The organism is Planctomycetota bacterium (genome assembly GCA_039819165.1).
GTDB lineage: Bacteria > Planctomycetota > Phycisphaerae > Phycisphaerales > UBA1924 > JAHCJI01.
In genome coordinates, this window is record JBCBSM010000001.1 from 160,195 (window position 1) to 183,579 (window position 23,385).

General features: G+C 70.5%; 25 protein-coding genes. 19 read left to right on the plus strand and 6 right to left on the minus strand.

The features are described 5' to 3' along the window. Window positions 1-28 precede the first annotated feature (28 nt). From AAFX79_00675 to AAFX79_00755, 17 genes are all read left to right on the plus strand, one after another. Window positions 29-565 carry a hypothetical protein gene (locus AAFX79_00675; GenBank protein ID MEO1007061.1) on the plus strand — a complete coding sequence of 179 codons (537 nt, stop codon included), beginning with the start codon at window positions 29-31 and terminating at the stop codon, window positions 563-565. Window positions 566-720: 155 nt separating this feature from the next. After that, a complete protein-coding gene (gene fliN, locus AAFX79_00680) occupies window positions 721-1,338 on the plus strand; it encodes a flagellar motor switch protein FliN (protein MEO1007062.1) in 618 nt (205 codons plus the stop codon). A gap of 70 nt (window positions 1,339-1,408) precedes the next feature. Then, window positions 1,409-2,089, plus strand: coding sequence for a flagellar biosynthetic protein FliO (locus tag AAFX79_00685; GenBank protein ID MEO1007063.1), 681 nt, complete (start codon window positions 1,409-1,411; stop codon window positions 2,087-2,089). After that, entirely contained in the window at window positions 2,086-3,081 is a 996-nt protein-coding gene (fliP, locus tag AAFX79_00690) for a flagellar type III secretion system pore protein FliP (GenBank protein MEO1007064.1), read from the plus strand. Before AAFX79_00685 ends, fliP begins: the two co-directional genes overlap by 4 nt. Before the next feature lie 13 nt (window positions 3,082-3,094). Beyond that, window positions 3,095-3,355 carry a flagellar biosynthetic protein FliQ gene (locus AAFX79_00695; protein ID MEO1007065.1) on the plus strand — a complete coding sequence of 87 codons (261 nt, stop codon included), beginning with the start codon at window positions 3,095-3,097 and terminating at the stop codon, window positions 3,353-3,355. A 28-nt stretch (window positions 3,356-3,383) separates the two neighbouring features. Further along, window positions 3,384-4,199: a flagellar biosynthetic protein FliR gene (locus AAFX79_00700; GenBank protein ID MEO1007066.1), complete on the plus strand. Its 816-nt coding sequence runs from the start codon at window positions 3,384-3,386 to the stop codon at window positions 4,197-4,199. Continuing rightward, window positions 4,189-5,289 carry a flagellar biosynthesis protein FlhB gene (flhB, locus tag AAFX79_00705; GenBank protein ID MEO1007067.1) on the plus strand — a complete coding sequence of 367 codons (1,101 nt, stop codon included), beginning with the start codon at window positions 4,189-4,191 and terminating at the stop codon, window positions 5,287-5,289. The genes AAFX79_00700 and flhB overlap by 11 nt, the downstream gene beginning before the upstream one ends. Next, window positions 5,289-7,448: a flagellar biosynthesis protein FlhA gene (flhA, locus tag AAFX79_00710; GenBank protein MEO1007068.1), complete on the plus strand. Its 2,160-nt coding sequence runs from the start codon at window positions 5,289-5,291 to the stop codon at window positions 7,446-7,448. The genes flhB and flhA overlap by 1 nt, the downstream gene beginning before the upstream one ends. A gap of 72 nt (window positions 7,449-7,520) precedes the next feature. After that, window positions 7,521-9,098, plus strand: coding sequence for a flagellar biosynthesis protein FlhF (flhF, locus tag AAFX79_00715; protein ID MEO1007069.1), 1,578 nt, complete (start codon window positions 7,521-7,523; stop codon window positions 9,096-9,098). After that, complete coding sequence (locus AAFX79_00720) at window positions 9,095-10,027, plus strand: P-loop NTPase (GenBank protein ID MEO1007070.1); 933 nt, start codon at window positions 9,095-9,097, stop codon at window positions 10,025-10,027. Before flhF ends, AAFX79_00720 begins: the two co-directional genes overlap by 4 nt. Before the next feature lie 88 nt (window positions 10,028-10,115). Continuing rightward, on the plus strand, window positions 10,116-10,415 hold the full coding sequence (locus AAFX79_00725; protein ID MEO1007071.1) for a hypothetical protein: 300 nt from the start codon (window positions 10,116-10,118) through the stop codon (window positions 10,413-10,415). A 129-nt stretch (window positions 10,416-10,544) separates the two neighbouring features. Beyond that, window positions 10,545-11,399, plus strand: a complete 855-nt coding sequence (locus AAFX79_00730) for a FliA/WhiG family RNA polymerase sigma factor (GenBank protein ID MEO1007072.1) — start codon at window positions 10,545-10,547, stop codon at window positions 11,397-11,399. Between the two features lie 40 nt (window positions 11,400-11,439). Further along, entirely contained in the window at window positions 11,440-11,973 is a 534-nt protein-coding gene (gene folK, locus AAFX79_00735; GenBank protein MEO1007073.1) for a 2-amino-4-hydroxy-6-hydroxymethyldihydropteridine diphosphokinase, read from the plus strand. Continuing rightward, on the plus strand, window positions 11,970-13,178 hold the full coding sequence (locus tag AAFX79_00740) for a hypothetical protein (protein MEO1007074.1): 1,209 nt from the start codon (window positions 11,970-11,972) through the stop codon (window positions 13,176-13,178). Before folK ends, AAFX79_00740 begins: the two co-directional genes overlap by 4 nt. A gap of 74 nt (window positions 13,179-13,252) precedes the next feature. Next, a complete protein-coding gene (locus tag AAFX79_00745) occupies window positions 13,253-13,636 on the plus strand; it encodes a helix-turn-helix transcriptional regulator (GenBank protein ID MEO1007075.1) in 384 nt (127 codons plus the stop codon). After that, entirely contained in the window at window positions 13,626-14,147 is a 522-nt protein-coding gene (locus tag AAFX79_00750) for an SRPBCC domain-containing protein (protein ID MEO1007076.1), read from the plus strand. Before AAFX79_00745 ends, AAFX79_00750 begins: the two co-directional genes overlap by 11 nt. A gap of 2 nt (window positions 14,148-14,149) precedes the next feature. Continuing rightward, on the plus strand, window positions 14,150-14,719 hold the full coding sequence (locus AAFX79_00755) for a DUF4287 domain-containing protein (protein MEO1007077.1): 570 nt from the start codon (window positions 14,150-14,152) through the stop codon (window positions 14,717-14,719). 12 nt (window positions 14,720-14,731) lie between these two features. Here AAFX79_00755 and AAFX79_00760 read toward each other — a convergent pair whose 3' ends face one another. Both AAFX79_00760 and AAFX79_00765 read right to left on the minus strand, forming a co-directional pair. Then, complete coding sequence (locus AAFX79_00760; protein ID MEO1007078.1) at window positions 14,732-15,586, minus strand: hypothetical protein; 855 nt, start codon at window positions 15,584-15,586, stop codon at window positions 14,732-14,734. Window positions 15,587-15,611: 25 nt separating this feature from the next. Beyond that, entirely contained in the window at window positions 15,612-16,046 is a 435-nt protein-coding gene (locus tag AAFX79_00765) for a hypothetical protein (GenBank protein ID MEO1007079.1), read from the minus strand. 90 nt (window positions 16,047-16,136) lie between these two features. Between AAFX79_00765 and ggt the strand changes: the two genes are divergently transcribed. Beyond that, window positions 16,137-17,816, plus strand: coding sequence for a gamma-glutamyltransferase (gene ggt / locus AAFX79_00770; GenBank protein ID MEO1007080.1), 1,680 nt, complete (start codon window positions 16,137-16,139; stop codon window positions 17,814-17,816). An 11-nt stretch (window positions 17,817-17,827) separates the two neighbouring features. Here the strand turns inward: ggt and AAFX79_00775 are convergent, their stop codons facing one another. From AAFX79_00775 to AAFX79_00790, 4 genes are all read right to left on the minus strand, one after another. Further along, window positions 17,828-18,319, minus strand: a complete 492-nt coding sequence (locus tag AAFX79_00775; GenBank protein MEO1007081.1) for a cupin domain-containing protein — start codon at window positions 18,317-18,319, stop codon at window positions 17,828-17,830. A gap of 16 nt (window positions 18,320-18,335) precedes the next feature. Continuing rightward, a complete protein-coding gene (locus AAFX79_00780; GenBank protein MEO1007082.1) occupies window positions 18,336-19,643 on the minus strand; it encodes a dihydrolipoamide acetyltransferase family protein in 1,308 nt (435 codons plus the stop codon). Window positions 19,644-19,714: 71 nt separating this feature from the next. Continuing rightward, window positions 19,715-20,116 carry a hypothetical protein gene (locus AAFX79_00785; protein MEO1007083.1) on the minus strand — a complete coding sequence of 134 codons (402 nt, stop codon included), beginning with the start codon at window positions 20,114-20,116 and terminating at the stop codon, window positions 19,715-19,717. Window positions 20,117-20,137: 21 nt separating this feature from the next. Next, window positions 20,138-21,193, minus strand: a complete 1,056-nt coding sequence (locus AAFX79_00790; protein ID MEO1007084.1) for a pyruvate dehydrogenase complex E1 component subunit beta — start codon at window positions 21,191-21,193, stop codon at window positions 20,138-20,140. Window positions 21,194-21,294: 101 nt separating this feature from the next. Here AAFX79_00790 and AAFX79_00795 point away from each other — a divergent pair, with 101 nt between their 5' ends. Beyond that, window positions 21,295-23,349 carry a M1 family metallopeptidase gene (locus AAFX79_00795; protein MEO1007085.1) on the plus strand — a complete coding sequence of 685 codons (2,055 nt, stop codon included), beginning with the start codon at window positions 21,295-21,297 and terminating at the stop codon, window positions 23,347-23,349. The last annotated feature ends 36 nt before the right edge of the window (window positions 23,350-23,385 follow it).

A 23,385-nucleotide genomic window follows, 5' to 3' on the forward strand; every position in this document is an offset into this window, starting at 1 on the left:
TGGTGCCAGCGGAGGTGGCAGCGACACGATGGCCGACGAGACCAAAGAATCCGATGCGCCCGCGAAGGAGAAGCCCGCGAAGAAGGGCGGACTTTCTGCCAAGGTGCTGGCGATCATCGTCGCGGTCATGGCCGTCGAGGGCGTGGGCATCTTCCTGTTCATGACCATGATGAGCGGCACGCCCCAGGACGCCGAGGCCACCGAACTGGTCAACGACGAGAACGACCCCGAGGCCCTCGTCGAGGTGCTGCTCACCGACGAGCAGTTCCAGAACATGACCAACAACCAGGTCTGGATCTGGGAGGCCGAGCTGTACCTCAAGGTCCGCCGCAAGAACCTCGAGTACGTCGAGCGAGAGCTCGAGCAGCGGCAGGCCGAGATCCGCGAGGGCGTGACGCAAATCTTCCGCCGCCTCAGCCCCACCGAGCTGAGCGAGGCCGACTTCCGCACCGGCTCAAGGCAGCTGACGGCTCTCATCAACGACGTGTTTGGCACCGATGCCGACGGCCTGCCCCGCGTCGATCGCCTGGTGATCGCCAAGCTCCGCGGCTTCCCCCGCAACTAGCCGGCGGCGGGCCCAGATCCGAATCGAGCGCAGTTGCTGCGCAGCGATGCAAAAGCTGCGGCTGCGCGCGATGCGATTCCGATGTAGCCCGGTGCCGGCGGAGCCCGGCGTCGCCGTGCGCCCGCGCGCGGTCCGGCCACACACGCGAGCGCAGGATGCCCGAAGACCCCAGCGACATCCCGAATGAGACGCCCAGCGGGGCCGAAGGCGACGCCGCACCGGAGTCCACGCCCGCCGAGCCGTCGCCCGAGCCTGCCGGTGGGGCGGACGCGGCCGATGACCAGGCCGAGGCGCTCGAGGCCGCACGCGAGGCGGTGCAGGACATCCAGGCGGAGGCGGATGCCGCGGCGTCGTCTGGCGCCACGCCAGAGTCCGCCGAACCCGGGGGCAAGGAGGCGATCGGCCAGAGCGAGATCGATGCGCTCCTGGCGGCGGCGGGCCAGCAACAACCCGGCGGCGAAGGCCTCGAACTGCCGAGCTTCGAGCGATCCGCGAGTGGTGGCGACGCGGGCGGCATCGACATGCTCGCCGACGTGCAGCTGAGCGTCCGCATCGAGCTGGGCCGCACGCGGATGCTCGTCGAAGACGTGCTCAAGCTCAACGACGGCGCAGTGGTCGAGCTCGACAAGCTCGCCGGCGATCCGGTGGACGTCTACGTTAACGATCGCCTGGTGGCACGGGGCGAGGTGCTGGTGCTCAACGACAACTTCTGCGTCCGCGTCAGCGAGATCGTGGACCACATCGGCGAGGAAGCCGCGGCAGAGAAGGCCTAGGGACGAACGCAAGCGGGAACGTGCGAGGGAGACGCCCGGCGGAGCCGGGCGGGCCAGCCAGGAAGGCGACATGGCGACACGGTGGTTGCGGCGAGCGCGGGCGGTCTCGGTGGTGGCGATCGCCCTCGCCGCTGCGCCCGCCGCCGCGCAATCGGGGCCGCCGCTGGACTGGTCGCCCCCCGTGCAGGCCGCCGCGAGCGAGCGCAGCCGGCCCGCCGAATCGAGCATGCCGCTGGTGCCGACCCCGCCTCCGGCGACCGCGCCGGGGGATGGCGGCCCGCCGGCGTCACCCGCGTCCTCGGGCTGGGCGCGGACCGTCGGCTCGGTCGCCCTGGTCGTCGGCCTGATCGTCGTGCTGGCGGCGCTGGCCCGCTTTGCGGCGCGTCGGTCGGGCTCGGTGGCGGCGATGCTGGGCCCCGGCGGCCGCGCACCCAGCGGCGTGCTCGAGGTGCTGGCCCGCTACCCAATCTCGCGGAGCCAGACGCTCGTGCTGCTCCGCGTTGATCGACGCGTGCTGCTGCTGTCGCAGTCGTCGGCGGGCCGCGGCGAGGGCTTCTCGACGCTCGCGGAGTTCGACGACCCGGGCGAGGTCGCCGCCATCCTCCAGCAGACGCGGGACGAGGCCTCCGAGTCGATCTCGACCCGCTTTCGCCAAGCGCTCGAGCAGTTCGGCCAGGGCGAGCCCTCGGACACCTACGAGCGGGGCGAGATCATTGAGGTCTCACCCCGGGGCGGAGGGGCGTGGGCGTGACGCGAATACTCGCCATCCTCGTCCTCGCGCTGGCCGCGGCGCCCGTGCAGGCCCAGCCGGTGTACGGCCCGCCCATCGCGCCGGTCTCGAGCGCGAGCGCCACCGGGCCGGGCGCGTCGCTCTCGGCCTCTCTTGCGGGGTCGGACGGCCAGCCCAACCCGCTGAGCGTACTCGGTGCGGCGGCCGAGGCGCTGCCCAACGCCGACGGCTCGCCGGCGGGCATCAGTACGGCCGTCAGCATCATGCTGGTGCTGACGGTGATCACGCTGGTGCCATCGATCATGCTCATGACGACCTCGTTCGTGCGGATCATCATCGTGCTGGGGTTGCTGCGGCAGGCCATCGGTGCCCAGAGCGTGCCGCCCGCGCAGGTCCTCACCGCGCTGTCGCTGTTCCTGACCATCTTCGTGATGGCACCGACCATCGAGCGGATCTACGGCGAGGCCGTCGTGCCCTTCGAGCAGGGCCAGATCACCGACTACGAACAGCTCTGGGAGGCCGGGAGCCGCCCGCTGCGGGACTTCATGTTCGACCAGATCGAGGCCACCGAGAACTGGTCGAGCCTGCTGACCATCATGGAGTACCGCGGCTACGACGTGTCCGATCCCTCGAAGCTCACGCGCGCCGACGTGGGCATGGCCGAGCTCATCCCGGCCTACATGCTCAGCGAGCTCAAGGTTGCCTTCCTGATGGGCTTCCGCGTGTACCTGCCGTTCCTGATCATCGACATGGTGATCGCCAGCGTGCTGATCTCGATGAGCATGATGATGCTGCCGCCGGTGCTCATCAGCCTGCCGTTCAAGCTGCTGCTATTCGTGCTGGCCGACGGCTGGCAGATGGTCGTGGGCTCGCTGCTGGAGAGCTTCGTCCTCGAGGGCCAGATCGAGCGGCTTAGCGAGCAGACCGCGACGGCCATGCCGGGCGGCGTGTCCTTGGTCGCGCCGCTCTTGTCGTCGCTGTGCGCCTGCGGACCGCCCGCGGGATTCGGATAGGGGGGCTGCGCCCATGCACTACGACGATTCGGCCGTGCAGCTCGTCCGCGACGTGCTCATCCTCGTGCTCAAGCTCGGCGGGCCCGTGCTGATCGCGGGCGTCGTGATCGGCCTGTTCATCAGCATCGTGCAATCGGTCACGTCCATCCAGGACCAGACGCTGACCTTCGTCCCCCGCATCATCGGGATGATCGGAATCGCGGTGCTGCTGCTGCCGTGGATGATCAACCGCCTGGTGGACTTCGCCCGCGAGATGTTCCTGCTCTTCGGATAGCGCCCGCGAGCGGGGCGGGAGTCGCGCGATGCCGCAACCCTGGCACGACATCCTCGCCAACCTCCTGCCGTTCTGGATGGTCGCCGCCCGGCTCAGCGGGCTGTTCCTCTTTGCTCCCATCCTCGCCAGCCAGCTCGTTGCGCGGCAGGTCCGCATCCTGCTGGTCGTCATGCTCACCGTGGCGCTGTTCCCGGCGGTGGCGTCGGCGGGCCAGCCGCTGCCGCCGCTCGAGCCGGCCGAGCTGATCTTCGTGCTCGCCGGCGAGATCCTGATCGGCCTGGCGCTGGGGCTGATGGCGTCCATGCCGCTGGTGGCCGTGCAGATCGCCGGCAGCATCGCGGGCTTCAAGCTGGGCCTGGCGATCGCCACCGTCTTCAACCCCGAGTCCAACGCCGATTCGGCGGTCATCGGCCAGTTGCTCTTCTTCGCGGCGCTGGCGCTGTTCGTGCAGGTCGGCGGGCTCGAGCTCATGCTCATCGGCGTGATGCACACCTTCGAGGTTGTCCCCCCGGCGACCGCGTGGCTCGACGTTGCGCCGGCGGAGCTGTTCGCGGCGATGCTCGACGCCGCCTTCGTCGTCGCGATGCGGATCGCGATGCCCGTGCTCGTGCTGTCCACGCTGGCGAGCCTCGCGATGGGCGTCCTGATGCGGACCATCCCGCAGATCAACGTGCTGACGATCGGCTTCGCCATCCAGATCCTGCTCGGCATGATGATCCTGGCCGTCTCGTCGGCGGCCATCGGCGACGTCATCGTCGACTCGATCGTGGAGGCCTTCGCCGCCATCGACGGCTGGGTCGAGTCGCTCACGCCCAGGCGCACCGGGGTGCACCATGGCGGATGACCCGGGCGACCGCACCGAGCAGCCCACACCCCAGCGGCTCCAGAAGGCACGCAAGCAGGGCCAGGTCGGCAAGAGCGCCGACCTGTCGGCCGTCATCCTGCTGGTTGCCTCCGCCATCCTCGTCGCCGCGGGCGGCGGGGCGGCCCTCATCCTCATGGGCACGGTGCTCCAGGGCATCCTGGACGGCAGCGCCCCGGGCGACGCCATCACCGCCGAGGGGCTCGTCCGCACCATTCGCTGGATCGCCGCCCGCGCTGCGGTCATCATCGTGCCAACGCTGGCGATCATGTTCGCGATCTCGCTGGCCGGCCAGATCGTGCAGGTCGGCTGGGTGATCTCCTTCGAGGCGATGGCCCCCAAGTTCGAGCGGCTCAATCCCATCCAGGGCGCCAAGCGGATCCTCGGCAAGAAGGGGGCCGTTAAGCTCGCGGTCGACATCGCCAAGCTCGTCGTCGTGGTCGCCATCGCCACCACGGTCATCATGAGCTGGCTGCCGGCGATCTGCACGACGCCCCGCATGGACATGATGCCCGCGATGGGCGTGGCGCTGCGATCGATGGCCGAGCTGATGGCCTGGATGCTCGCGGTCCTGCTGGTCATCGCGATCATCGACTTCCGCTACCAGAAGTGGCAGCACCGCGAAGACAACAAGATGACCAAGCAGGAGGTCAAGGAGGAACGCAAGTCCATGGAGGGCGACCCGGACATCCGCCAGCGGCGGGCCCGCATCGCCCGCGAGATCGCGCTGCAGCGCGTCCAGGCCGACGTGCCGGGGGCCGACGTCGTCATCGCCAACCCCACGCACTTCTCGGTGGCCATCCGCTACGACGCCGACGCCGGCGATGCGCCCCGCGTCGTCGCCAAGGGCGCCGACTGGCTCGCACTGCGGATCCGCGAGATCGCGCGGCTGCACGGCGTGCCCGTCGTCGAGCGGCCGCCGCTAGCGCGAGCGCTCTACCGCGGCGTCGAGGTCGGCCGGCAGATCAGCCCCGAGCACTACGAGGCCGTCGCCGAGGTGCTGGCCTATGTCTACCGCATTAGCGACCGCGCCCGCGAGCGGGCCGAGGCCATGGCGGAGGCCGCGAACTGATGGCCGATCTCGGGGCGAGCACCGGGCGGCGGACATGGACCGAGCGGCTGTCCAGCTGGCGGGGCATCATCGTGCCCGTCGGCTTCGTCGCGCTGCTGGCGGTGCTCATCGTGCCGCTGCCGCCGATGCTGCTCGATCTCATGATCTCGCTCAACGTCTCGCTGGCGGTGATCATCCTGATGACCGTGCTCTACCTCGATCGGCCGCTGAAGTTCAGCGTCTTCCCCTCGCTGCTGCTGGCCGTCACGATGCTGCGGCTCGTGCTCAACGTGGCCTCGACTCGGTTGATCCTGTCGGCCGACGCCGAGTCGCCCGAGCAGGCGCAGGAGGTGGCGGGCAAGGTCATCCAGGCCTTCGGCAACTTCGTCGCCGGCGACTCGATGTTCGTGGGCGTGGTGATCTTCCTCATCCTGGTCGCGGTGCAGTTCCTGGTGATCACCAAGGGCGCGACGCGGATCAGCGAGGTCGCGGCGCGGTTCACGCTCGACGCAATGCCCGGCAAGCAGATGGCCATCGACGCCGACCTCAACGCCGGCGCCATCAGCGAGGCCGAAGCCCGCCAGCAGCGCGAGGAAGTCCGCCGGGAGGCCGACTTCTTCGGCGCCATGGACGGCGCTAGCAAGTTCGTGCGCGGCGACGCCATCGCGGGCATCGTCATCACCGTCGTGAACATCCTGGGCGGCTTCGCCGTGGGTGCCGTCGAGCGCGGCTGGCCGGTCATGCAGACCGCCGAGACGTTCACCAAGCTGACCATCGGCGATGGACTCACCAGCCAGATCCCCTCGTTCATCATCGCGATCGCCGCGGCACTCATCGTGACACGCTCGGGCGACAAGGCCGAGCTGGGCCACGAACTCACCAGTCAGGTCTTCAGCCAGCCCCGGGGCCTGGTGATCACCTCGGTCTTCCTCGCCGCGCTCGCGCTGACCGGCCTGCCGGCGATCCCGCTGCTGGCCACCTCGCTGGGCCTCGGGGCGCTGGCCTTTGCGATGCGTCGCGCGTCCCGTCCGGCGGCCGAGCCCGAGCCCGAGCAGCCCCTGGGCCCACCGCCGCAGAAGCCCATCGAGGACCTGCTCAAGCTCGAATTGCTCGAACTCGAGGTCGGCGAATCGCTCGTGCGGATGGTGGGCGACGCGATGCAGGGTGACAGCCTCGTGTCGCGGATCGACGCCGTCCGCCGGCAGCTCGCCATCGAGACCGGCTTCGTCATGCCGCCGATGCGGATCCGCGACAACCGCATGCTCGATCGCCACGCCTACGCCATCCGCATCCGCGGCGCCGAGGTCGCCAAGGGCCAGGTCTTCCCAGACGAATTCCTCGCGATGGATCCCGGGCTGGCCACCGGCACGCTCGAGGGCCGGCCTACCCGCGAGCCGGCCTTTGGCCTCGAGGCCTGGTGGATCAGCCCCGACATGCGGGCCCGGGCCGAGGCCATGAACTACACCGTCGTCGACGCCAAGAGCGTGATCACCACGCACCTGACCGAGCTGGTCAAGGGACACGCCGCCGAGCTGCTGACGCGCGAAGAGGTCGCCAACCTCGTCGAGGGCGCCAAGCAGCGGGCCCCCAAGCTCGTCGAGGAGGCCGTGCCCGGTGTCGTCAAGCTCGCCGACCTGCAGCGGGTGATGCAGAACCTCCTGAGGGAACGGGTGCCGATCCGGGATCTGGAGACCATCCTCGAGGTGCTTGCCGACTGGGGCGGCAAGACCCGGGACGTCGACGTGCTCACCGAGTACGTCCGCAACGGGCTGCGGCGAACCATCTGCCACCAGTTTGCGGCTCCCGACGACAATGGAACCCTGACCCTCGCGTGCGTCACGCTGGATCCCGCGATGGAGGACCTGATCGCCAGCTACATCGATCGCAGCACCGAGACGACCGCGCTGACGATGCCCGCGAGCGTGACCGCCCGCGTCGTCGACGAGGTTGCGCGGGCGCTCCAGCCCGTGGTGGCGGCGGGCCGACAGGCGGTCGTCGTCGCCTCGCCGCCCGTGCGGGCGCCCGTCTTCCAGCTGGTGCATCCCCGGGTGCCGGGCATCGCGGTGCTGGGCTACAACGAGATCGAGAGCGACGTCGAGCTCGACGTCATGGGGCTGGTGCGTCCGCCCGACGCCGGGGGCGCAGCCGCCGCGCCCGCCGCGCAGGAAATGTCGGCCTAGCCGGCGGTTGCGGCCGATACCCCGGGTTCGATACGGACGGGCAGGAGGCCCGCCGCAGGGAGCCCGGAGGGCATGAGCATCCGCACGTACCGTGCCCGGTCGATGGCCGACGCCATCGATGCCGTGCAGCGCGACATGGGCCGCGACGCGGTCATCCTGCATACCCGCAACTACCGAGTTGGTGGTCTGTTCGGAATCGGCGGCCGACCAGTGGTCGAGGTTACCGCGTCGCCGGCGTCAGCGGTCCGCACTCGGCAGAAGAGCCGTGCATCGCGATCCGCGCCGGCCACGCCGCGGCCCGCTGCCGCAAGCACGCCCAAGCCCCAATCCAGACCCGGCCCCGCGGCCGACCCGCTCTCGCCGGTCCGCCGCCGCGAGCTGCTCGAGCGCTACACCGAGCTCGCGGCCGCCCGCCCCAAGCCTGCGCCCGGCGCCGCCCGTTCCGTTGAGCCCCGGGCCACCGACCAGCGAGTCGCAGAGCGACCCCGGACCAACCCGCGTCCGCGCCGCGACGAGCCTGCCGAGTCCCAGGGCCGCGCCGCCGGCGAGACGCTGCGCGTCCACCGGTCCGCCGCCGATGCGCCGGATGCCCGGGGGGTGGCCGCGGTGGCTCCGGCCGCGCCGCCGGCCGCGATCGAGCACGAGCTCAGGACGCTCCGCCGGATGGTCGGCCGCGTGCTGCGGACCCAGAGCGGCGGCCTGCCGAGCGGGCTGCCCGAGCCGCTTGCGGCCGCGTACGCGCAGCTGCTCGATGCCGATGTCGCCCAGGATCTGGCCGACGCGATCATCGACGGCGTCCGCGAGTCGCTCTCCCGCGAGGAACTGCACCAGCCCGACGTCGTTCGCGGGGCCGTGCTAGGCCAAACCGCCGCGGCGATCCCGATCGCCCGTGCGGAGTCCGCCAGGCGTCCCGAGGACGGGCGCCCCCGCACGATCGCGCTCGTCGGGCCGACCGGCGTGGGCAAGACCACGACGATCGCCAAGCTCGCCGCCGCCCACAAGCTCCGGCGTGGCCGTCGCGTCGGCCTGATCACGACCGACACGTTCCGGATCGCGGCCGTCGAGCAGCTGCGGACGTACGCCGGCATCATCAGCGTGCCGCTGCGGGTCGTCATGTCGCCGGCGGAGATGGCGTCGGCCTGCCGCAGCTTCGCGTCCTGCGATCTGGTGCTGATCGATACCGCCGGCCGATCCCCCCGCGACGGCCAGCGGCTCGACGAACTCGCGGCACACCTCGAGGCCGCCGATCCGCACGAGACCCACCTGGTGCTGTCGGCCACTTCGGGGGCCGCGACGCTGCGGGATGGCGCGCGGGGATTCGCCATCGCCGAGCCCAACCGCGTCATCCTCACCAAGCTGGACGAGGCTGCGTCGCTCGGTTCGGCGCTCTCGGCGCTGCACGGCCTCGGGCTCCCGGTGAGCTACGTGACCACCGGCCAGGAGGTGCCCGACCACATCGAGCGCGCCCGGGCCGACCGCCTCGCCCGCATGGTGCTGCGGAGTGCTGCGGGAAGCCACTCGGCCGAAGGGGCCGATGGCGAACACAGCACAGCAACACTCTCCAAGCCGCAGCTCCGTGCCGGCGAGCGCATGAGTGTGGCGGGGCAGTCGACGGCACCGAACGTCGTCGCGGCGGGCGCGACGCCGTGACCCGGGCCACGCATGACCAAGCCTCGGCGCTGCGGACGCTCGCGTCCGCACGGATCGCCGAGCCGTCCGCCCCTATGGCGTCGCCCCGCGCGCCGGTGATCGCAATCGCGTCGGGCAAGGGAGGCGTCGGCAAGACCACGATCGGCGTCAATCTCGCGATCGCGCTGTCGGGCCAGGGCGCCCGCGTTGCGCTGCTCGATGCCGATCTCGGCCTGGCCAACGCCGACCTCGCGTGCGGACTGTGCCCCACGGCGCGGCTGGGCGAGGCGATCGAGGTCGTTGCCCGCGGCAATCGCGTGACTCCCGAACTCGTGCAGCGGCTCACGCTGCCGGGGCCCCGCGGCATCGCGGTGGTGCCGGGTGTCGTCGGGCCCGTACACGGCGCGGGCATGCACGACGTCCGTCGCGCCGTGGCCGACACCACCGAACTGCTGGCGCGTTCTTCCGAGGTCGTGGTCGTGGACCACGGCGCCGGCCTCCACGGCGCAATCCGCCGCGCGCTGGCCGAGGCAACGCTGCCCATCGTCGTCGCGACGCCCGATCCGCCCGCGATCGCCGACGCCTACGCCCTCATCAAGGCGACGATGGCCGCGGCCGGCTCGATGGACATTGCCAAGCGGACCCCGTACATCCTGGTGAATCGCGCCCGCGATGCGCGGGACGCCGGCCGCGTACACGCCCGGCTCGCCGACGTCGCCGCCCGCTTCCTGGGCATCGGGCTGCCCTATCTGGGGTGGCTGCCGGACGACCCCGCAGCCGAACGGGCGACCCGCGCGCGACGTCCCGTATGCGTCGCCGCCCGGCGTTCGAGGGTCGCCCGGCGATTCCGCAGGCTCGCGCATCGCGTCCGCGAAGAACTAACACCGTCCTATCAGGATGGTGGCTTCCGCTTGGCACGCGTCGTGCGTCGTGGCGGTCGGCCTGCCTGAATCCGCCTGCGGCGCAGCAAGTGCGCGTGGATTGTTTTTCCGGGATGACGCTGCATCCGCGCGCGGCGGTGGCCGATGGAGCAGCCGCGTGGCCCAGCAGCAGATACGACAGCCCCTGCCCTCTCGCATGTGCGGGCCGATGTTCGCCCTGAGCGGCTTTGCCGTGGCGCTATCGGCGGGGATCATCGCGGGAGCGGCGGCGCGCCCGCTGCTCGTGCGGGGCATCGTGGTGCTCATCGCGTGCTACGTCATTGGGCGGCTCGCCGGCCTGGTGCTCGATCACATCGTGGCCCGCGTGCTGGCGCGCGAGCACGCGGTTGCGTCGGTCGCGCCGGTCGTGCGGGGGGCCGAAGGTCAAACAAGTGAAAATCTGGAGCGCGATTCATGAAACGCTGGTAGTTGGAATCGCTGTTCTGTATAATTGGCGTGCGTGCTCAAGGATGACGCGCACTCCACGCCACGCCCGCCGCATCTCGGCCGAGGGTGGCTCGCTGGAACCGGGGTCAGGGAGCGGACCATGGCAACCGCCGTCAAATCTGTCGTTCGGAGCCGGATGCGTTCGCGTCTGGCCGATTACGAGCCACGCGCCCGGGCGGCGTCCCGCTTCGATGCGATGGATGTCCGCGAGGTCTGGGAGCAGTACGCCGTCGAGCCGACGGAGGAGCTGCGCAACTACCTGTGGGAGCGGTACCTACCCATCGTGCGGTACAACGCCGAGCGGATCCACGCCAGGCTGCCCGACGAGGTGGACGTCGAGGATCTCGTGCAGGCCGGCATGTTCGGGCTCATGGGCGCGATCGACTCGTTCCAGCTCGAGCGCGGCGTGAAGTTCGAGACCTTTTGCGCCCGCCGCATTACGGGGGCCATACTCGATGAGCTCCGCGCGATGGACTGGGTGCCCCGCCTCGTCCGCACCCGCAGCAACGCCATGGAGCGGGCCAAGCGGAGCTTCGAGATGGAGCACGGCCGCCCCGCCACCGACGATGAGGTCGCCGGCAAGCTGGGCGTCGAGGGCGAGGAGTTCGGCAAGATCCAGCGCGACGGCCGCCCGGTCATGACCATCTCGATGACCCGCAAGGCCAGCGAGCACGATGGCGGCGAGGTCCGCGAGCTCGAGGTCATCCGCGACGTCGCCGAGAACCCCCTGCGGGCCATCCAGCGGAAGGACCTGAGGGACATGCTCACCAAGGGCCTCAGCCGCTCCGAGCGGCTGATCGTCATTCTCTACTACTACGAGAGCATGACCATGAAGGAGATCGGCGCCACGCTGGCCCTCTCCGAGTCCCGCGTCAGCCAGATGCACAGCGCCATCCTCGAGCGGCTCAAGGCCCAGATGCAGCACCGCACCCGGGAACTCGAGCCCTCGAGCTGATCCGCTTGCTGCGGCCGCCCATGCCCGCCTTTCATTGGGCGTGCCGCACCGCGAAACATCTCAGGGACCGACCCCCGACCCAACGCCTCCCGGCGAGCGGTCCTTCGTGGGCATCGGCTCGAACGTCGGCGACCGAGCTGCGCACCTCGCGTCGGCCCGCGCGGCGATGGCATCCACGCCCGGTTGGGTGCTGGTTCGGTCCTCGGCCGTGCACGAGACCGAGCCCGTGGGCGTCGCCGAACAGCCACCCTTCCTCAACCAGGTCGTCGAGCTGCGCACCAACGCCGAGCCGCGGGAGGTCCTCGATCGGTTGCTGCAGATCGAGGCCACGCGCGGGCGGCGGCGATCCGCCGAGCGGCGGTGGGGGCCCCGGACGCTCGACCTCGATCTGCTGCTCTTCGGCGATCGCGTGATCGACGAGCCGGGGCTCCGCGTGCCGCACCCGAGGCTGGCGGCGCGCGCCTTCGTGCTCGCGCCCCTGTGCGAACTCGCGGCAGAGCTGATACCGCCCGGCGAGGCGCGGTGCGTGCGTGACATGCTCGAGGCGCTGCAGCTGGCCGGAGTCCGGCCGTGATGCGGCGGGCAATCGCCTGCGTGCTGGCCGCCGCGTGCGTCTGCAACGCACAGCAGCCGGAGCCATCGGTCGACCCCGCCGAGCTGCGCGAACGCCTCGCCCAGGCCTACCGCACCGGCACGATCGCCGAGCGCGTGCGGCTCGAGCATCCGCGGCCGGGTTCCGACGCCCGCACCGCCGAGGTGGTCTTCGCGTATCGCGCAGGAGACCAGCCCGCCCTGGCGTTGCACCTGGGGGCGCTGCGCGTCGTGGCCGAATCGGGCCGGCTCGTCGCGTGGAGAGCGGATGCACCGCAGACCGTGTTCGTGACGCCGCTGGATAGGCCGTTGAACGGCTCGAGCATCGCGGCAGCCCTGCCCCCGCTTGTGTTACCCCAGATCGAACTGGCTCTCGGCCGGCGGGACGACCTGCCGAGGCCGATCCCGATGCTCGGCCGCGTGCGCTGGACGGCACCGATGGACGACGAATCCCCCGTTGGCCGGATGCTGCTGGCCCGCGATGGGTCTGGCACGCTCCGCCTCGAGATGCGCGAGGATACCGATCGTCTGCGGTCCTTCGAGCTGACGCGGCAGACCGGCGTCGTCGTGCGTGGTCTCGTCGATCCGATCGAGCCCGAGGCGGGTCTCTTCACGCCCCCCGACGTGTCGACAGCCAGGGTGGTCTCGACGCTCGGCGAACTGGGTGAACGCGCGCAATCGCTGGCGCCCGGGCGTCGCTTCGGCGGAGGCGTGGTCGTCGATGCCCGCGGCCGCACGACGTCGCTGGCATCCATGGCCGCGGGCGCGAACGAGCGTGTGGTGTTCCTGTTCTTCGCGCCCCGAGATCGCGATGATCGGGACGCCTGGACCGCGGGCGTGGCCGAGGCGGGCATCAACGGCATCGCGCGGGCGCTGGATGTCGACGTGGTTCTCGTCGGCGTCGGGGATCGCGACTTGCCCAGGCTGCTGGAGCGGGTGACGCGGCCGCCGCGGGGCCACGAGGATCGCGTGCGGGCGTGCGCGTTGTCGGGCGAGCCGGAATGGCTCAACCCGGCGTGGATCGATCGCGGCGTCGCGATCGCCGTGCACCGCCATTCCTGGATGGTCCGCGCGGTAGTGCCGCTGGGTGATGCGGCCCCGCCGCCCGGCCCGCTGGCCCTTTCGGCCGCGCCGGCGACCCGGGCGGAGCTCATCGCCGAGGCCATCGGCCGCGCCACACGCCGCTAGCTGGCATGCACTTCCGGGGCATCGCGGAGCACGCGAGCTTGACGGGGGACAAAAAGGTAATAATATAGTTACCAATGTCGCCCGACGAGCTGGATCGCATCTTCGCCGCCCTCTCGCTGGCCGTCCGCCGCGAGATCCTGGACGCCGTGGAGGCCCACCCCGGGGCGCGCGTCCGCGATATCGCCGACCGCTTCCCGATCTCGCGGGTCGCGGTCATGCGGCACCTGAGGCTGCTCGAGGAGGCCGGCCTGCTGACCTCCGAGAAGCAGGGCCGCGAGCGACGCCTGTACTTCAACCCCGTGCCCATCCAGGCGCTCCGCGACGAGTGGACGCGGCGGTACGCCTCGTTCTGGAGCGAGCGGATGGCCGACCTCAAGTCGCGGATCGAGGCGGACGCCGACGCCAGCGCCGACACACGTGGGCCGGCCAGCAGAGAGGACATCGCCGATGCCGGATGACGCACGCAACTCGCAGGAGGTGTTCCGCACGGTGATCCGCGCGGGCATCCATGACGTCTGGAAGGAGATCACGCGGACCGATGCGCCGATCCCGGCCTTCTTCAACGCGCAGATGCATACCCCGATGCTCGAGCCCGGCTCGAAGCTGGCGATGCGGACGCCCGATGGCCGGCACACCGGCGTGGTCGGCGAGATCCTCGAGGTCGTGCCGCCGACGCGGTTCGCGCACACGTTCCGCTTCACGCACCTCGATGAGGGCGAGTGCAAGGTCGTGTACGAGCTCCGGGAGGTCGAGGGCGGCACCGAGTTCACGCTGACGGTCGTCGACTCGACGCCGGGCACCAAGACCCACAAGCAGATGATGAGCGGCGGCACGATGATCGTCGGCACGCTCAAGCGGGTGATGGAGACCGGCAAGCCCAGCCTCGGCATCCGCGCACTGTACCTGCTGTTCCGCGTGATGCCCCAGCCCAAGCGATGCCGCAGCGAGCACTGGCCCGTCACGGAGTAGCGATGATGCCGCAATCCCCCGAAGAGATGGCCGCCGCCATCATCGCCAACATGCCCGAGAAGACTGGTAGACCCATCGAGCACTGGCTGGCGATCGCGAAGAAGTCGGGCCTGAGCAAGCACGGCCAGATCATCACGATGCTCAAGGCCGACCACGGCCTGACGCACGGCTACGCGAACGTCGTGGCCATCAAGCACCGCGAGGCGGCCGAGGGCGGGCCCGCCAGCCCGGACGAGCTGATCGAGGCCCAGTACGCCGGGGCCAAGGCCGGCCTCAGGCCGATCTACGACGCGATCATGGCCCGCGTGCTCGAGTTCGGCCCCGACGTCGAGGTAATTCCCAGGAAGGCCTACGCGAGCCTCCGGCGGAGCACGCAGTTCGGGCTCGTGCAGCCGTCGACCAAGACTCGCGTGGACCTGGGGCTCAAGCTGCCGGACGAAGCGGCGGGCACACGCCTCGAGGCGTCCGGCTCGTTCAGCGACATGGTGACGCATCGCGTGCGCGTGTCGGACGCCTCGCAGGTCGATGATGAACTCATCGGCTGGCTGCGGAACGCCTACGAGCGGGCCTAACCGCGGGCCGAGTCAGCCCTCGACGCCGACGATCCAGCCCTCGAGTGTGGCCCGCGGATGCCGGGGCTGCGGCAGTGCATCCAGCTCCATCATGGCGTTGCGGCTGTCGGTCACCTGCCGCGCGTCCTTGTACCAGTGCTTCGGCGCCCGCTCGGGGAACAGACTCGGGTAGATCTCGGCGACCGTGATCGCATCCGATCGATCGGGTGCGGGCTCGAAGGGCCACAGGTGCGAGCGGGGCGCGAGTTCGGCATCGGTCAGCAGCCGGTGGACGGTGGGCAGGCCCATGAGCGTCTGGGAGCCGACGTTGCCCGTCGTCCACAGCTTCCAGGCCGATTGCGGCTTCTGCTTGGATTGGCCGCGTGCGACGCCCTCGACCGCGCGGTAGCGCTCGATGTTCGTGCCGCCAGTCGGCTGTCGCTCGGGGAGATCGCCCAGATGGGACAACTCGCGGGGCCGCCCCCAATAGGGGCCGCGCTCGGCGTTGGTCGCGGCGCGGATCTCGCGGTTGAGCTGGTCGGCGACCTCGAAGCGGTTGTTGACCCCGGATGGATCGTCGCTGATCCGTCCGGCGATCATCGAGCACAGATTGCGGCCGATGGATAGCACAGGTGCACCGTCGACCGTGAGCGGATAGCCGATGCAGAAGTCGAATCCGGCCAGGCAGCGGGCGCCGGCATGCCCGGTGAGCAACTCGCGGACGCGGGCCTCGGCCTCGAGCCGCGTGGGCATGTACTCGGGATCGGGCCGGCGATCGGGCGGATCGTCGCGCGTTGCCCACGACAACCAGCACCGATTCTCGCCGGGCGTCGGCTTGCGGCCCTTTTCGCTGGACCAATCGCACGCAATGACCAGATCGAACGGCATGCCCGCATGGTTGGCGGGGCAGTGCTCAGCCGCAACCGCCCGGGCCGCAGGAGTGGCCGCCCCGGGCGCGGCGGGACATCTCGCCCACGGGCCGGGGCCCGCCGCAGGAGACCGGTCGCGCGTCGTCCAGCGGACGGGCGGGCTCGGTCTTCTTTGGCGCGGCGGTGAGGAGGGCCCCGGCCAGTATGGCGATGAACACGACCATGGCCCCCATCGGCGTGAGGATCGCGATGATCGTCGGCAGGAAGAACACCGACGCGATCGCGAGCGCGGAGATCAGCAGGCCCGCGACCAGCAGCCGGCGGCCGACGCGCGCCACGTCCTGCGGATCCTCACGCTCGAGGTCCTCGACGGCATCCCGCAGTTCGGCATCGCCGACCAGCATCAGATCGTTCTCGGACGGGGCGATGGAGGCGTCCATGGCCCAGGAGGAACCCGGTTTGGGGCCGCGCTGTTCCATGCCTACAAGATAGCGGCGGGATGTCTCCGCCGCAAGGGGGCGCGGGTGCATCCGCGGCCCGCGGCGAGCCCCCCCACGGGAGGTACGGCCATGGCGTTCTCGCGGCACGTCCGATCGTTCGTGTGCCTCGTCCTGTGGCCGGCGTTGGTGCTCGCCCAGCCCGCCCGCTTCGAGCACGGGGCGGTCGTGTCGCAGGATCGCCTCGCGTCCGAGGTCGGCGCGGCCGTGCTGCGCGACGGCGGCAACGCCATAGACGCCGCCGTCGCGACGGCCTTCGCGCTCGCCGTCACCCATCCGCCCGCGGGCAACATCGGCGGCGGGGGCTTCCTGGTCTACGCGCCCGATGGCGACGAGCCCGAGGCCTTCGACTTCCGCGAGACCGCGCCGGCGGCCGCCCACCCCGAGATGTGGCTCGTCGATGGCGAGTACGACGCGCGCCGGCACCACAACAGCCACCTCGCCGTAGGCGTGCCGGGCACCGTCGCCGGTCTGCATCTGGCTTGGCGGGAGCACGGCACCCGGCCCTGGCCCGATCTGGTCGCGCCCGCGATTGCGCTGGCCGAGGATGGCTTCGTCGTGAGTGAAGCGCTGGCATCTTCGCTACGCCGGGCGCTGCGCCGCATGCGCGCCTACCCGGCCTCGGTCGCGCACTTCACGAATCGGGGCGAGCCGTTCGAGCCCGGCGAGGTGTTCCGCCAGCCGACGCTGGCCGGCACGCTCCGCCGCATCGCCGAGCGCGGGCCCGAGGGCTTCTACGCGGGCGAGACCGCCGAAATGATCGTGGCCGAGATGCAGCGGGGCGGCGGCATCATCACCATGGACGACCTGGCGTCGTACGAGGCGAAGCGGCGCACGCCGATCCGCGGGACGTACCGGGGGCTCGAGATCATCGGCATGCCCCCGCCCAGCAGCGGCGGCATCGCGATCGTGCAGATCCTGGGCATGCTCGAGCCGCACGATCTCGGGGCGTTGGGCCACGGCTCGTCGGCCACCGTGCACCTCTACGCCGAAGCCGCCCGCCGGGCGTTCGCGGATCGGGCGCGATACCTCGGCGATCCCGAGGCCAATCCCACGATGCCCGTCGAGCGACTGATCTCGCCGGAGTACGTGCGAGAGCGGTACGGCACGATCGACGCCAATCGGGCGTCCGCGTCGTCGCCCGAGACCTTCGAGTGGCCGCCCGATCGGCCGCAGACGACGCACCTATCCGTGGTCGACGGAGATCGCAACGCCGTCTCCCTGACCTACACGCTCGAGGCGTCGTACGGGTCGGCCATCGTCGTGCCGGGCGCGGGCTTCCTGCTCAACAACGAGATGGGCGACTTCAATCCCGCGCCGGGCCGCACGACGCCGGCGGGCTCCATCGGCACCGAGCCCAACCTGACGAGACCCGGCGCGCGGATGCTGTCGTCGATGAGCCCGACCATCGTCCGCCGCGATGGCGCCGTGTACATCGTGACGGGAAGCCCCGGCGGCCGCACCATCATCAACACGGTCGCGCAGACCATCCTCAACATCGTGGACCACGGCATGGATGCGCAGGCGGCGGTCGATGCCGGCCGGATCCACCACCAGTGGCTGCCCGACGAGATCCGCCACGAGTCGCACGCCTTCCCGGCCGAGGTCGCCGAGGCGCTCGGCGCGATGGGCCACGCGCTCCGCGGCACGTCCTCGCAGGGGGTCGCCCAGGTCATCGTGGTCGAGCCCGACGGCTCGCTCTCGGCGGGGGCCGACCGCCGCTGGGCCGAGAGCGCCGCGGCGGGCCACTAGCGCCGCTCGCGTCAGCTCAGGTTCGGCGGCGGCTCCGGAAAACGGACGCCCCATTCGAGGCCCAACTCGGCGAGTTGATCCTGGTCGATTCCGCCATCGCGCGTCGCCATGTCCCGCATCGCATCAAAGAAGCCGATGAAGCGGCCCGGCGTGACCACCATGGCGGTGCGGCCGCCCTCGAAGCCATCGGCGGCTTCGACGCAGCGGAAGGCGTGGGGCACCTCGCCCGGCACGAACACCGTGTCGCCCGGGCCGACCTCCTGCACGCCGTCGTGGGTGTGGAAGGCGAAGCGGCCACCGAGGATCACGAAGGTCTCGTCGAAGGCCGGGTGGACGTGGAACGGCGGGCCGCCGCCCGCGACCGTGGTCGCGACGATCACGCCCAGCGAGCCGCTGGTGTCGCCCGGCCCGACGGCGAGCGTGCTGGTGGTGCCGCCGGCCTGGCTCCGGCCGCCCGCGGCCGTTGCCCGCGCGATCTTCACGGGTCGTGGGTGGGCATCCATGGCCGGTGCGTCCCCGTCAGACCAGCAGCGTCGCGGGCGCCTCGAGCAGGTTCTTGACGGTGCCGAGGTACTGCGCCGCCATCGCGCCATCGACGACGCGGTGGTCGCTGGACATGGTCATGCTCATCACGCTGCCGACCGCCAACTCGCCGTCGCGGATCACCGGGATCTGGCGGGCCGCGCCGACGGCCAGGATGCACACGTTCGGAGGATTGATGATCGCCGTGAAGTGCGACACGCCGAACATGCCCAGGTTGCTGATGGTGAAGGTGGCGCCGTCCATCTCGTCGACGGTCAGGCCCTTCTCGCGGGCCTTGGTGGCCAGGCGGCGGGTTTCCTGCGAGATGGTTCGAAGGCCCATGCGATCGGTGTTGCGGAGCACCGGGACCACCAGCCCGCCGCCACGTTCCTCGGGCAACGCCACCGCGACGCCGATGTTGACGTCGCCCCGCTGGAAGATCGACGGCGGCTTGGTGCTCTCGTCCCAGGAACTGTTGACGAACGGGTGCTGGTGCATCGCGAGGGCGCACGCCCGGACCAGGAAGTCGTTGACGGTCAGCTTGACGCCCTGGTCGGCCAGTTGGTCGTTGAGCTGCTTGCGCAGCACGAGCAACGCATCCATGTCGGCCTCGACGGTGACCTGGTAGTGGGGGATGCCCTGCTTGCTCTCGACGAGCCGGCGGGCGATCGTGCCCCGCATGTTGCTGAGCGTCACGACGTTGTCGCTCAGCCCATCGCCCGCGGGCGCGAGCATCGGCGTGGGCGCCGAGCGGCTCGGCGCGGACGCGCCGCCCCCGCTGCCGGTCGAGGCCTGTTCCACGTCCTTGCGGACGATCCGGCCGCTGGGGCCCGTGCCCTCGATCGACGACAGGTCGATGTTCTTTTCCTCGGCGATCTTGCGCGCCAGGGGGCTGGCGAAGATGCGGCCGCCGGTGCCGTTGGTCGATGCGGAGGCCGGCGCCGGCGGGGCGGCGGGCGCAGCCGTCGTGGTGGCGGCAGCGGCGGGTGCGTCGCCGCCGCCGGCGGCGGCCTGCTTCGGCGCGGACTCGCCCGCGGTCGCCTTCGCGGCCTCGGCGACGTCCTCGCCCTCCTCGGCAATGACCACGATTAGGTCGCCGACGGCCACGGAGTCGCCCTCGCTGGCGGCCAGCCTCGCCACCGTGCCCTCGTCGAAGGCCTCCAACTCCATGGTCGCCTTGTCGGTCTCGATGTCGGCCAGCACGTCCCCGGGGGCGACGGCGTCGCCCTCCTTGACGTGCCACTGGACGACGGTGCCGACCTCCATGGTGTCGGACATCCGGGGCATGGTGACGGTGATCGGCATGGATCAGACTCCGGGCGCGGATGGGCGGGGCTTCGGGGGGATGCTAGGGATTCGCAAGCGGATGGGCGTCCCTAATCTCCGGGCTTCGGAGGGGCAGGCAGGCGCTTCGGCTTGGGGGGTGCGGCCAGTGCCGCGCGGATCAGAGATTCGACGGTCCGGTCGTCCGGCCAAGACTCTCCGAGTGCGACAAAACGCTTGCCCCTTCGCCCGCCCTCGGACGAAAGCACGTGCTCGGGGTCATCCATGAATTCGCCGAGTGGGAAGTCCAGCCTGAGCACGCCGCGGCGATGCACTAGCTGGCAGATCGAGCCCTTGATCGGGCCACCTCGCCGCGGGTCGTAGAACGAGATCGCGTCCCAGGTCACGCGCTCGGCGGCGAAGGGGGCAAGGTCGAGTACCAGCCGCCGGAGACTCGCCGCCCGCGTGCGAACGGAGGCGGGCACTTCTAGCACGAACTCGTCCGGCGTAAGCATCGCGAACGCGGCGTGCGGTGCTCAGCCGACCACGCCCTTCACCGCTTCCACGATCCGGTCGGGGTTGGGCAGGAAGGCCTGCTCAAGCTCCTTGGCGTAGGGCGTGGGCACGTCTTGGGCGTTGACGCGGACGGGCTGGTGGTCCAGCCAGTCGAAGGCGTGCTCGACGACCTGGGTGCACACCTCGCTGGCGACGCTGCCGAAGGGCCAGCTCTGATCAACGACCACCAGGCGGTTGGTCCTCTTGAGGCTCTCGACGATCGACTCGATGTCCAGCGGGCGGATGGTCCGCATGTCCAGCAGGTCGACCTCGATGCCTTCGCCAGCCAGCCGCTCGGCCGCCTCGAGGCAGAAGTTGACCGGGCGGCCGAAGCTGACGAGCGTGCAGGCGTCGCCCTCGCGGTGCCGGTGCGCCCTTCCAAAGGGCAGGTAGTACTCCTCCTCGGGCACGTGCGCGGTGTCGCCGAGCATCCGCTCGCTCTCGAGGAAGAAGATCGGGTCGGGATCGCGGATGGCGGTCTTGAGCAGGCCCTTGGCGTCGTAGGGGTTGCTCGGGATGACGATCTTGACGCCCGGCACGTTGCTGTACAGGCCCTCGACGCTCCAGCTGTGCGTGCTGCCCAGCTGGCCGCCCGCGCCGTCGTTGCCGCGGAACACGATCGGGCAGCCCCATTGGCCGCCCGACATGTACAGCATCTTGGGCGCGTTGTTGAGGATCTGGTCCGCCGCGACCAGGCTGAACGACCAACTCATGAATTCCACGATCGGCCGCAGCCCCGCCATGGCGGCGGCGATCGACATCCCCGCGAATCCGTTCTCGCTGATGGGGCTGTCGATGATCCGCGTGGGCCCGAACTCGTCGAGCATGCCCTGGCTGACCTTGTACGCGCCGTTGTATTCGGCCACCTCCTCGCCGATCAGGAAGACCCGCTCGTCCCGCCGCATCTCCTCGCTCATGGCCTCCCGCAGCGCCTCGCGGAAGGTGATGACGCGGTCGCCGTCCCGCGGCGGCGGATCGGCGTGGACGTCGGGGTAGGTCTCGGGCTGGAGCAGGGCGGGGTGGTCGATGGTCGTCATGGCGTCCTCGAGGTGTGGAGCAAGGGCGATCCTATGCGGGCTGGGTGCCCTTCCCCTGCGGATACCATGCCGCTCGAGCGGGGAACCGGAGGCCTGCGATGATGACGATGCGTGCTCTGATGGTGGCGGCCGCCGCCGTGATGCTCTCGGATGGCCGGGCCCCGGCGCAGGACGCCGGCGATCGGCCCTACGACGCCTTCGCCCCCCTCGACCTGCCGGCGCCCAGCGAGGTGCGGCTCGGCTCGGGCGCGCCGGGTCCCGCCTACTGGCAGCAGCGGTGCGACTACCGCATCCACGCCACGCTGGATGCCGAGACCAAGCGGCTCGAGGCGACCATGGAGATCACGTACCACAACAATTCACCCCACGCGCTGGGCTACCTGTGGCTGCAGCTCGAGCAGAACCTCTTCCGGCCCGACAGCATCGGCACGCTCACCCGCACCGGCGGCGGCCCGATGCGGGCCATGGAGGAGGCCTTCGAGGGCGGCTACGACATCCCGCTGCTGCGGTCCGCGGGTGATGATCTCGAGTACCAGATCTACGACACGCTGATGCGCGTCGAGCTGCCCGAGCCCCTGGAGCCGGGCGAGCGATTCGAGTTCGAGCTGGACTTCGGCTTCGACATGCCGCCCTACCTCCGCCGCATGGGCGCCGAGGATGTCGAGCAGGGCCGCATCTTCGAGTACGCCCAGTGGTTCCCGCACGTCTGCAACTACGACGACGTGCATGGCTGGAACACGCTGCCCTACGCCGGCAGCGGCGAGTTCTACACCAACTTCGGCACGTACGAGGTCCACATCACCGTGCCTCGGAGCCACCTCGTGGCGGGCTCGGGCATGCTCCAGAACCCCCGGGACGTGCTCACCGCGACGCAGCGGGAGCGCCTGGCCGAGGCCATGACCACCCGCGAGACCGTGATGATCCGCGCGGCCGACGAGGTGGGAGATCCGGATTCGAGGCCGTCGGGCGAGGGTCCGCTGACGTGGATCTTCCGCGGCGACGACATCCGCACCTTCGCGTGGGCCTCGAGCGACGCCTTCATCTGGGACGCCTGCGGCGCGACCATCACCGACCTGGACGGCACCGAGCGGACCGTGCTGTGCCAGTCGCTCTATCCCGTCGAGGCCGAGGAGTGGAAGCCCACCGCCGAGGATGGCGGCAGCACGCAATATGTCGCGCACTCGGTCGAGTTCTACAGCGACTTCCTCTACCCGTACCCCTACCCAATCATGACCAACGTCAACGGGCCCGAGGGTGGCATGGAGTACCCCATGATCATCTTCTGCGGCGGCCGCACCGGCCGCGGGCCCTTCGGCGTGACCGATCACGAGGTCGGCCACACTTGGTTCCCCATGGTCGTCAACACCGACGAGCGGCGGTACGCCTGGATGGACGAGGGATTCAATAGCTTCGTGAACATGCACTCCCGCGCGGCGTTCTTCGGGCGGCCGCTCGACGACACCCGCGTCCGCACACAGACGATGCAGCTCGCGCTGGGCCGCAGCCAGCCGATCAACACCTTCGCCGACCGCATCCTGCCGGGGCTGCTGGGCCGCACGCAGTACCGCAAGACGGCGATGGGCATGCACCTGCTGCGGGAGGTGGTGCTCGGTCCCGAGCGGTTCGACTACGCGTTCCGCGAGTACGTCCGCCGCTGGGCCTTCAAGAGCCCGCAGCCCGGCGACTTCTACCGCACGATGGAGGACGCCGCGGGCGCGGACCTGGCGTGGTTCTTCCGCCAGTGGTTCGAGGAGGACACGCGGCTGGACCTCGCCGTCGAGGTCGCGTTCAACGAGCCATCGGCCCAGTCCGAGTCGGAGTCCGATTTGGACTCGACGGACGAACCCGGAGAGCTGTCGGCCACAATCACCATCCGCTCGCTGGGCGACATGGTCATGCCCGTGGAGGTTGCCATCCAGTTCACCGACGGCACCGGGGAGCGGCGGCGGTTCCCGGTCGAGACCTGGGCGACGACGCGGGCCAAGTCCTTCGACATCCCGCTCGCCGGCCGCGAACTGCGGCAGGTCGTCGTGGACCCCTCGGGCGTGCTACCCGACATCGATGCGGACAACAACCGCTGGCGAGACCCCGACGCGATGCCCGCCCGAGGCCGCACGCCGGCGGGGGCGAATGGGTCCACGCCGAGCGATCCCTGAGGCCGTGGCCCGCCGACCCGCGGAACGCGACAGACG